The sequence below is a fragment of the Kitasatospora sp. NPDC038210 genome, assembly GCF_055600605.1.
Genome location: NZ_JBVJYK010000022.1, coordinates 108,284 through 115,676 on the forward strand (window position 1 = coordinate 108,284; position 7,393 = coordinate 115,676).

Sequence of the window (7,393 nt, forward strand, 5' to 3'; positions counted from 1 at the left end):
CGGAAGCCGACGGAAAGCCCCCTGGGGCCGAACCCACCGTGGCGGCCGGGCCGCGGGTCAGCCGGGCCGAGAGTCAGCCGAACCGCAGGTCAGCCGAACCGCAGGATCTTCCCGGCGTAGACCGCCTGGCTCCGCCTGGACATGACCGTCAGCCGGTGGGACGCCCCCAGGACGCGCGCCCGATCGGCCGCCACCCCCTCCAGCAGTCCGGCCGCCTCCGCGTACCGCCCGGCCTCGCCCAGGTTGTGCGCGTGGTTGTGCCGGGCGGTCAGCGTGTGCGGATGGTCGCGGCCCAGCACGCGCGCCCGATCGGCCGCCACCGCCCCAAGCAGCACCGCCGCCTCGGCCCGCCGCCCCGCCTCGCCCAGGTAGTAGGCGTGGTTGTGCCGGGCGGTCAGCGTGTGCGGATGGTCGCGGCCCAGCACGCGCGCCCGGTCCGCCGCCACCCCCTCCAGCAGGCCCGCTGCCTCCTGGAACCATCCCGCCTCGCCCAGGTTGTACGCATGGTTGTGCCGGGCGTTGACGGTGTCCGGATGGTCGGCGCCCAGCACCCGGGCCCGGTCCGCCGCCACCCGCTCCAGCAGCGCCGCCGCCTCCCCGTGGCGGCCCTCCCGGGCCGTGGCGTTGGCCAGGTCGTAGGCGGCGGTCAGCTCTCCGGCGGTGGGCAGCCGACCCTCGATGGCGGTGGCGAGCCTGGTGTCGGTGACGGGCGGGGCGGCGTACGCGGTCACCGGCCGGTGATGGGTGACGCCCCCGAGCGCGTCGGCGACCGCGAGCGCCGACGCGGGGCGCCCGTCCGGGCTCTTCGCCAGGAGCTGGAGAAGTAACCGGTCGAGGCCGCCGGGCAGGTCGGGCCGGTGCTGCCGCGGCGGAACCGGCGCCTCGTCGACGTGGGCGGCCGCGAGGACGTGCGGGTGCCTCCGCGTGCCGAACGGTGGTGCACCGGTGAGGAGTTCGTACAGCACACAACCGAGCGCGTACAGGTCAGCGCGGCCGTCGACGCTCTCGCCCATGGCCTGCTCGGGGGCCATGTAGGCGGCGGTGCCGATCATGTGACCGTCGGCGGTCAGCCGGGTGTGGTCCCCCTGCAGGTAGGCGGCGATGCCGAAGTCCAGGACGACGACGGCCTCCGTGCCGTCGGCACGTCGGGTCAGGAAGAGGTTGGCCGGCTTGATGTCACGGTGCACGACACCCTCGTGGTGCGCTGCGGCCAGCGCCCGGCAGACCTGCCCGCCCCAGTCCACGACCTGCCCGACGCCCGGGCGCCGACCGGACTTCAGCACCGCGTCGAGCGACTTCCCGGGCAGGAGGTCCATGACCACGAAGGGCACGGACCGCCCGGCATCCTGGTGGGTCCCGCAGTCGTGGACACCCACGATGTTCGGATGACGGAGCCGCGCGGTGATCCGCACCTCCCGCTCGAAGCGCGCCTGCGCCGCGGCGCCGTCCTCACCGTCGAAGCGCGGCAGGACGAGCTTGACGGCGACGTCCCGCTCCAGCCGGACGTCATGGGCACTCCACACCGCACCCATGCCGCCCGCGCCGAGAAGCTCGGCCATCCGGTAGCGCTCGCCGACCAGCACGCCCTGCATCGGACCCCCCGCCCCTTGTGAGATCGGGTAAACAGTAGGGCATCGGCACAGGTTTCGAGGCCACATGGCTCGGCTCGCGGTGCCGGCGGAACACATGCCACCTCGGCGTCATCAGTGCCGACGGGCGGGCGGCGCCGGCCGACCTGCTCACGGGCCGGCCGCACGGTTCACTCGCCCGCGGTGTCCTCGGCCTCCCAGCGGAGCAGGTCGCCCGGCTGGCACCCGAGCACCTCGCAGAGCGCGGCGAGCGTCGCGAAGCGCACCGCCTTGGCGCGGCCGTTCTTGAGGACCGCCAGGTTGGCGGGCGTGATCCCCACGCGGTCGGCGAGTTCGCCCACGGACATCTTCCGCCTGGCCAGCATCACGTCGATGTCGACGGCGATCGGCATCAGATGACCTCGTCCAGCTCGGCCTGCATCAGCGCCGCTTCGGCATCACGGGCGACGGCCTGGGCGAGCAGCATCCGCAGCACGAGCACGATGAGCGCAACTCCCAGGATGGCCACGGCGATCCCGCCCATGATGAGGGTGACGCCCGGGTCGTCCCGCTGACCGGGCGCGTTCACGGCCGTGACCGCGAGCCACAGGACCGCGATCGAAGCGATCGCGCCGATGATGACGTCCACGTACCGGAAGGCGGCGTGGGAGAACACGGTTCCGCGTCGCACCATCGTCACCAGTCGCCAGACGCAGACCATGGTGACCTGGGCCGCCCCGATGCCCAGGATCGTGATCACGCGCAGCGGGGTCAGCGGGATCGACCCGTCCTCCGGATCATTCCCGGTGACCAACGTCCACACCATCAATGCCTGCACGAACACGGTGCCCGTGAGCACCACCACGAGCACGGCGCGCAGCGCGCGCACTGCCAGCTTTCCCATGACCCATCCTTGCATCGATTTACGATGGAAAGCTATCGAATATCGATAGGTGAGGCAAGGTCGCGAGCACCGCCACCGGACACACAGAGCTGCGGATGAACCGTGCTGTACGTCGGTGAACGGGACTACGAACGAGACCGGGGCGCTGAAGGTCCCCTCCTCGTTCGGCGGGCTACGCGGGCATTACCCCGTGGATGCGCGAGATGGTGAACACGCGCTCGTCGTCCCGCAGGTGGCACCAGGCGCGGAGGTAGGGGGCATCCAGTTCGAGCTTGCTGAGGGTGCGGACCGTCGCGTTGCCCGAGGTCGCGACGTACTCGATCGTGATGGTCCGGCCGTCGTTGACGGCATGGGCCAGCTGGCGGACGTCGGTGAAGGGTAGATTGCGCGCGTACCCGGCGATGATCTCCTCGGTGTCACTGTCGTAGGGGCGACCGTCCCAAGGGTCGGGCTCCGGGATGTCCTGCGGGGCGCCCCGAAGCCGGGTGGCGAGGGCGCGCAGATCGACGGGCGCTCCCTCGTTCGCGGTGCGGGCGTCCGTCCGCTGCGTGCGGGACCTGCCGCCGGGCAGGCGCGGGGACGGAACGGGGCTCGCCGCGCGGTGGTGCTGGGCCCGTTCGATCCGCACGGTCCCGTCGGGTTTCTCGGCGACGGGGGCGTAGCCCGCGGACCGCAGTGCCGTGAGCGTCTTGTCCAGTGGGGTGCGGCTGATCAGCACCGTCGGTGCCAGCAGCCGCAGGCCGAGCTGGGCGAGCTTGCGGTGCGCGGCCAGTTCGGCCAGGAGGGCGGGCTCCTCGCCGTGAATCACACAGGCCGCGGAGACGACGCGCATCCGACCGTGGCTGCGCGCGGTGTCGTGGATCAGGTACGAGAGCGGCTGGGGAAGCGGTTCGACGGCGATGGCGGCCAGGTCGGCGGTGAGGCCGGCGGGGGCGAGGCCGGCGTCCAGGGCGCGGCGGACGCTTCCCGGGCTGAACCGCCACACCGACGCCGCACCGGCGGTCTCCCGGTCCGCGACGGAGTCCAGCAGTGCGAGGATGTGGGCCGACGGCGTGCCGGCGACCACGGCCGTGAGATCGCTGCCGAACCGGGCGGTCCCGCTGGCGGCGGGCAGCAGTCGCCGACAGGCGTCGGTCAGGGCTGCGGCGTCGCCGGCGAGCAGGGCGGCCCCGATCGGGGACACGGCTCCGAGGGCGAGTGCGCCGAGCAGTTCCGCCTCCCGGATAAGCGTGGCGAACGGCATGGTGTCCTGGGGGAGTTCGTCGACGAGCGGGCGGAGCCACACGAGTAGCACCCCCAGGTCCGCCGAGTTCGCCGCGCCTTCGCCGGCGGGGAGCTGCGACGCGGCTGTGAGCAGCCCGTGCCGGGCCTGCACGCAGCCTCCGCAGGGCGGTGCCCCGGCGAGCGCCGGCAGAGCCTTCCCGTCTTCGTCGCGGCTCCCGCCGGGGGCCAGCGGGAGCGCCCACCACGCCTGGAGCAGCACGGCGAGTTGGGCGGCCGGTTCCTGCTCGGCCCAGTTGTCGTAGGACGCGGTCGCCGCGACCCGGTCGCCGTCCCGGGCCAGCAGTCCGGCCGCGCTCGCCGTCTCCAGCACGAGGCGTACCAGGATCTCGTCGCACCGCGCCGCTTTGCCGATCCTGGCCAGCTCGCGGGTGCCGACCCCGCCGGCCTTCAGCCGGGCCGGTGGAGCGGCGGCGCACACCCCGAGGACGGACACGGCGTGGGCGGCGAACGCCATCGAGGCGGCTGCGGCTTCCCGGTCGACGTCCGAGACGGTGGCGGGCACCGACCGTACGCCGGGCGGGACGGGTGTGAACGGGGCGTGCCAGTCGGAGCCGCGCAGCGTGAGCGCCACCTCCGCGGGCATGCGGGCCGGCCCGTACCGATGCTGGTCCCGGATCAGCAGCCCCCGTTCCACCGCCCATTGTTCGCCGGGCTTGGAGTCGGTCCGCGGAGCCCCGAACACGATGAAGCCCACTTGCTCCGGAGCCTCGTGCGCCCGCCGTTCAAGGAGCTTCCGAGTGGCTTCGGGCGCCTTGGCCACCAGTGCGGCGACCCGAGCCGGATCGCTGTGGTGGTCGATCAGTGCCGCCAGTCGCATCTCTTTCCTGTTGGCGGCAGGTTTGACGTCGAGTTTCGCCAGCATGCGGCCCAGTTCGTCGGAGTTCGAGCCCGAGAGCAGTCGCGCGAGCGGCGCGTCGAGCCCCAGCGGCGCGTCCCACGCGTTCCGCAGCGGCGCCGCCATGTGCAGCAGGCCGTTGCCGTCGGGCCACACCAGAGCGCGATCGGCCAGCGTCTCCAGGACGGCATCCAACCCGTGGGCGCGGTCACCGTGCGTCGCGTCGAGGAGGCCCGCCAGGTCGTCCCGTGTCACGCCCGTCAGCGCGGCGACGGCCTCCGCCACCTGCAGGCACGGCAGCGCGAGGCGAGGCAGGACCAGGGCCACTGACCCCGGGCGCTGGAGGCGGTCCGCCAGTTCACCGACCGACCGCGGTTCCGGAGCCGACACGGCGTCCGGGCGCGCAGCCAGGACCCGCTCCAACCCGGCCGCGTCCAGACCGCGCAGCCATGCGGCCAGTGTCGATCCGCTCTTCTTGCTGATGGGGCACCTCACCACATAGGAAGACGTCCATGCCCTGCCGGAGTCGGCCGAGAGCACCAGGATGACGTACCGACGGGGGTGAGTGTGACGAGAGCCCCGCACCGCTGAGCGCTCCCGGTCCTCGTTCGCCCTGGCGGGCGGAGGCGGATGATACGGGATTCGAGCTCGTGAGGGGTTGCCCCCAACGGGCTTTCCGATTCTCCTCGGCCCCGTCCGCCGAAGTTCGTGGCCATTCTGACCTGCGGCGGAGCGAAACCGCTGGGGGTGGCCGAACTTGGCCGGACGGGGGTGAACGAGACCAGAGCCTCGGCGTGTCGCAGCAGAGTGCAGAGGCCTCATGCCTCGGTGGAAGTGAAGCCCGCGCGGTACTCGCGTGGCGTGACGGCGTGTCCGGCACGGAACACCCGGGCGAAGTAGCCGGGGTCAGGCAGGCCCACGCGGCGGGCGATCTCGGCGACGGGCAGATCGGTGCCAGTCAGCAGCCGGCGTGCCTCGGTGAGGCGGCGCTCGGTGATCCACCCGACGACGGTCCGGCCGGTGCGGCGGCGGACTACGGTGGTCAGGTGGCCCGGCGTCATCCCGATGCTGTCGGCCACCTCGCGCAGCGACAGCGGTTCGGTGAAGCGCTGCTCGATCACTTCGAAGACCTCGGCGATCAGCGGTTCGTTGCTGCGGCGCAGATCGCCGACCACATCGGTGGCCAGTCGGGCGACGTCGACGAGCAGCAGCGTCAGGTGCGCGAGCACGGCTTGCCGGTAGCCGTCCTGCTGGTCGGCGAGCTCCGCTTCGATCGCGTCGATGGTCGCCGCCCACCTCGGCCGCCGGGCGGGCGGAACCTGTACGCGCAGCAGGCCGCCCGGGATCCGGTGGAGGAAGGGCAGCAGCAGCGGGTGAGCCCGCCAGGACGGCCACGCCGACCGCTCGTCGCTGCCGAGAGCGGTCGGGTCGAAGAACAACCCCGTCCCCGCCGTGAGCGCGGCGACGGCCCTCGGGTGGATTACCGCGCCCGGGGCGACCACGAAGGCGTCGCCGTCCACGACCGGAGCACCGAGAGCACCGGGTTGCGGCGGCGCGGCGCGTTCGACGTACACGAGCACCGGGAAGTCGTGGATGTGGCGCTGGTCGTGCCCAGGGTGCGAGTGCGGGTCGAAGCGGAGCACGGAGACCGGCGGTGCCGCCGGGTCCGTCCGGTACCGGTAGACGGGCACTCCGGCGTGGAGACGGATCGCCCTCGCCATCTCGGTCATGCTGCCGAAGATAGTCCTACTTCAGCCAAGAAACAGCCAACTGGCCTGGAAGTCGAGGAATCAGCATGGAAGACATGGCGAAACATCATCCCACCACAGCTTCGGCCACCGCCGCGCGCCGCGACTATCTGCCTGCGGCCGGCCGCGACGCCTTCCTGCCGTTCTACGACCGGTTCACCGCCCTGCTTGGCGTTCCCGGGCTGCACCGCTCCCTGATCGAGCAGGCCGACCTCACCGAGGGCCAGCGACTGCTCGAGATCGGCTGCGGCACCGGCAACCTGGCCGTCCTCGCCAAACGATCCCGCCCGGGCGTCGAGGTGGTCGGCTCCGACCCCGATCCGCTCGCGCTGGCCCGCGCGCAGCGCAAGGCGCGCGGCCTCGACGGAATCCATTTCGAACGCGGCTACGCGCAGGCGTTGCACTACCCCGATGGCTCCTTCGACCGGGTGCTGTCCGCGCTGATGCTGCACCACCTCGACCGCGACACCAAGGTGGCGGCGGCAGCAGAGGTACTGCGCGTGCTGCGCCCGGGTGGGTCCCTGCACGTGGTGGACTTCGCCGGGCCGCAGCGCGGCATGCACGGCTTCATGGCTCAACGCATGGTCAAAGCCGGGCACTTGGCCGACAATGCCAGCGGCGGCCCACAGCGCCTGCTGACCGAGGCCGGCTTCGCCTGCGAGGCGGTCGTCGCGCGCCGCCACCCGGTCATGGGAGAGATCACCTTCTACCGGGCCACTCGCGCCTGAGGCCCGACCCAACGTCGCTGAGCAAAGCAGCGTGCTCGCGATCCGAGGTGTCGCGTTCGTGAGTCGTCCTGTGCAGGCGAGCGCGGGTGCCTCTGAAGGGGGCGGCCGACGCGGTTCGCGCTTGGCTTGAGCTCGCCGGTTGCCCCACTCGCCGACGAAAGTGACCGCTGCTACGACGCTGCGCCAGCCCCAAGAGCTGGGGTCGAGACGGCGAGGGCCCGGGCCGCTGAGCGGACGCTGTTGGCGAATGTGACTGATCGGCTGCGCTGAGTGACGCCGGTCTCCGAGACTTGTCTCGGAGACCGGCGTTCGTCGTTGTGGGGGGT

Annotated in this window: 6 protein-coding genes; 1 reads left to right on the forward strand and 5 read right to left on the reverse strand. The window is 72.2% G+C overall.

Annotated elements, in window-relative coordinates; all coding sequences use genetic code 11:
* Nucleotides 1–89: 89 nt before the first annotated feature.
* The 5 genes from ACZ7KX_RS33200 to ACZ7KX_RS33220 all read right to left on the reverse strand — a co-directional run bounded on the left by ACZ7KX_RS33200 (nucleotide 90) and on the right by ACZ7KX_RS33220 (nucleotide 6,321).
* Complete coding sequence (locus ACZ7KX_RS33200) at nucleotides 90–1,592, reverse strand: serine/threonine-protein kinase (RefSeq protein ID WP_470329707.1); 1,503 nt, start codon at nucleotides 1,590–1,592, stop codon at nucleotides 90–92.
* Nucleotides 1,593–1,759: 167 nt separating this feature from the next.
* Nucleotides 1,760–1,981 (reverse strand): helix-turn-helix domain-containing protein, encoded by a 222-nt coding sequence (locus tag ACZ7KX_RS33205; protein WP_470329708.1) that lies wholly within the window; start codon nucleotides 1,979–1,981, stop codon nucleotides 1,760–1,762.
* Nucleotides 1,981–2,472 (reverse strand): DUF2975 domain-containing protein, encoded by a 492-nt coding sequence (locus ACZ7KX_RS33210; protein WP_470329709.1) that lies wholly within the window; start codon nucleotides 2,470–2,472, stop codon nucleotides 1,981–1,983. The genes ACZ7KX_RS33205 and ACZ7KX_RS33210 overlap by 1 nt, the downstream gene beginning before the upstream one ends.
* A gap of 172 nt (nucleotides 2,473–2,644) precedes the next feature.
* The gene (locus ACZ7KX_RS33215; protein ID WP_470329710.1) at nucleotides 2,645–5,086 is read right to left on the reverse strand and encodes a helicase C-terminal domain-containing protein; all 2,442 of its coding nucleotides are present in this window, start codon (nucleotides 5,084–5,086) and stop codon (nucleotides 2,645–2,647) included.
* A gap of 323 nt (nucleotides 5,087–5,409) precedes the next feature.
* Nucleotides 5,410–6,321: a helix-turn-helix transcriptional regulator gene (locus ACZ7KX_RS33220; RefSeq protein WP_470329711.1), complete on the reverse strand. Its 912-nt coding sequence runs from the start codon at nucleotides 6,319–6,321 to the stop codon at nucleotides 5,410–5,412.
* Nucleotides 6,322–6,386: 65 nt separating this feature from the next.
* Here ACZ7KX_RS33220 and ACZ7KX_RS33225 point away from each other — a divergent pair, with 65 nt between their 5' ends.
* The gene (locus tag ACZ7KX_RS33225) at nucleotides 6,387–7,067 is read left to right on the forward strand and encodes a class I SAM-dependent methyltransferase (protein ID WP_470329712.1); all 681 of its coding nucleotides are present in this window, start codon (nucleotides 6,387–6,389) and stop codon (nucleotides 7,065–7,067) included.
* The last annotated feature ends 326 nt before the right edge of the window (nucleotides 7,068–7,393 follow it).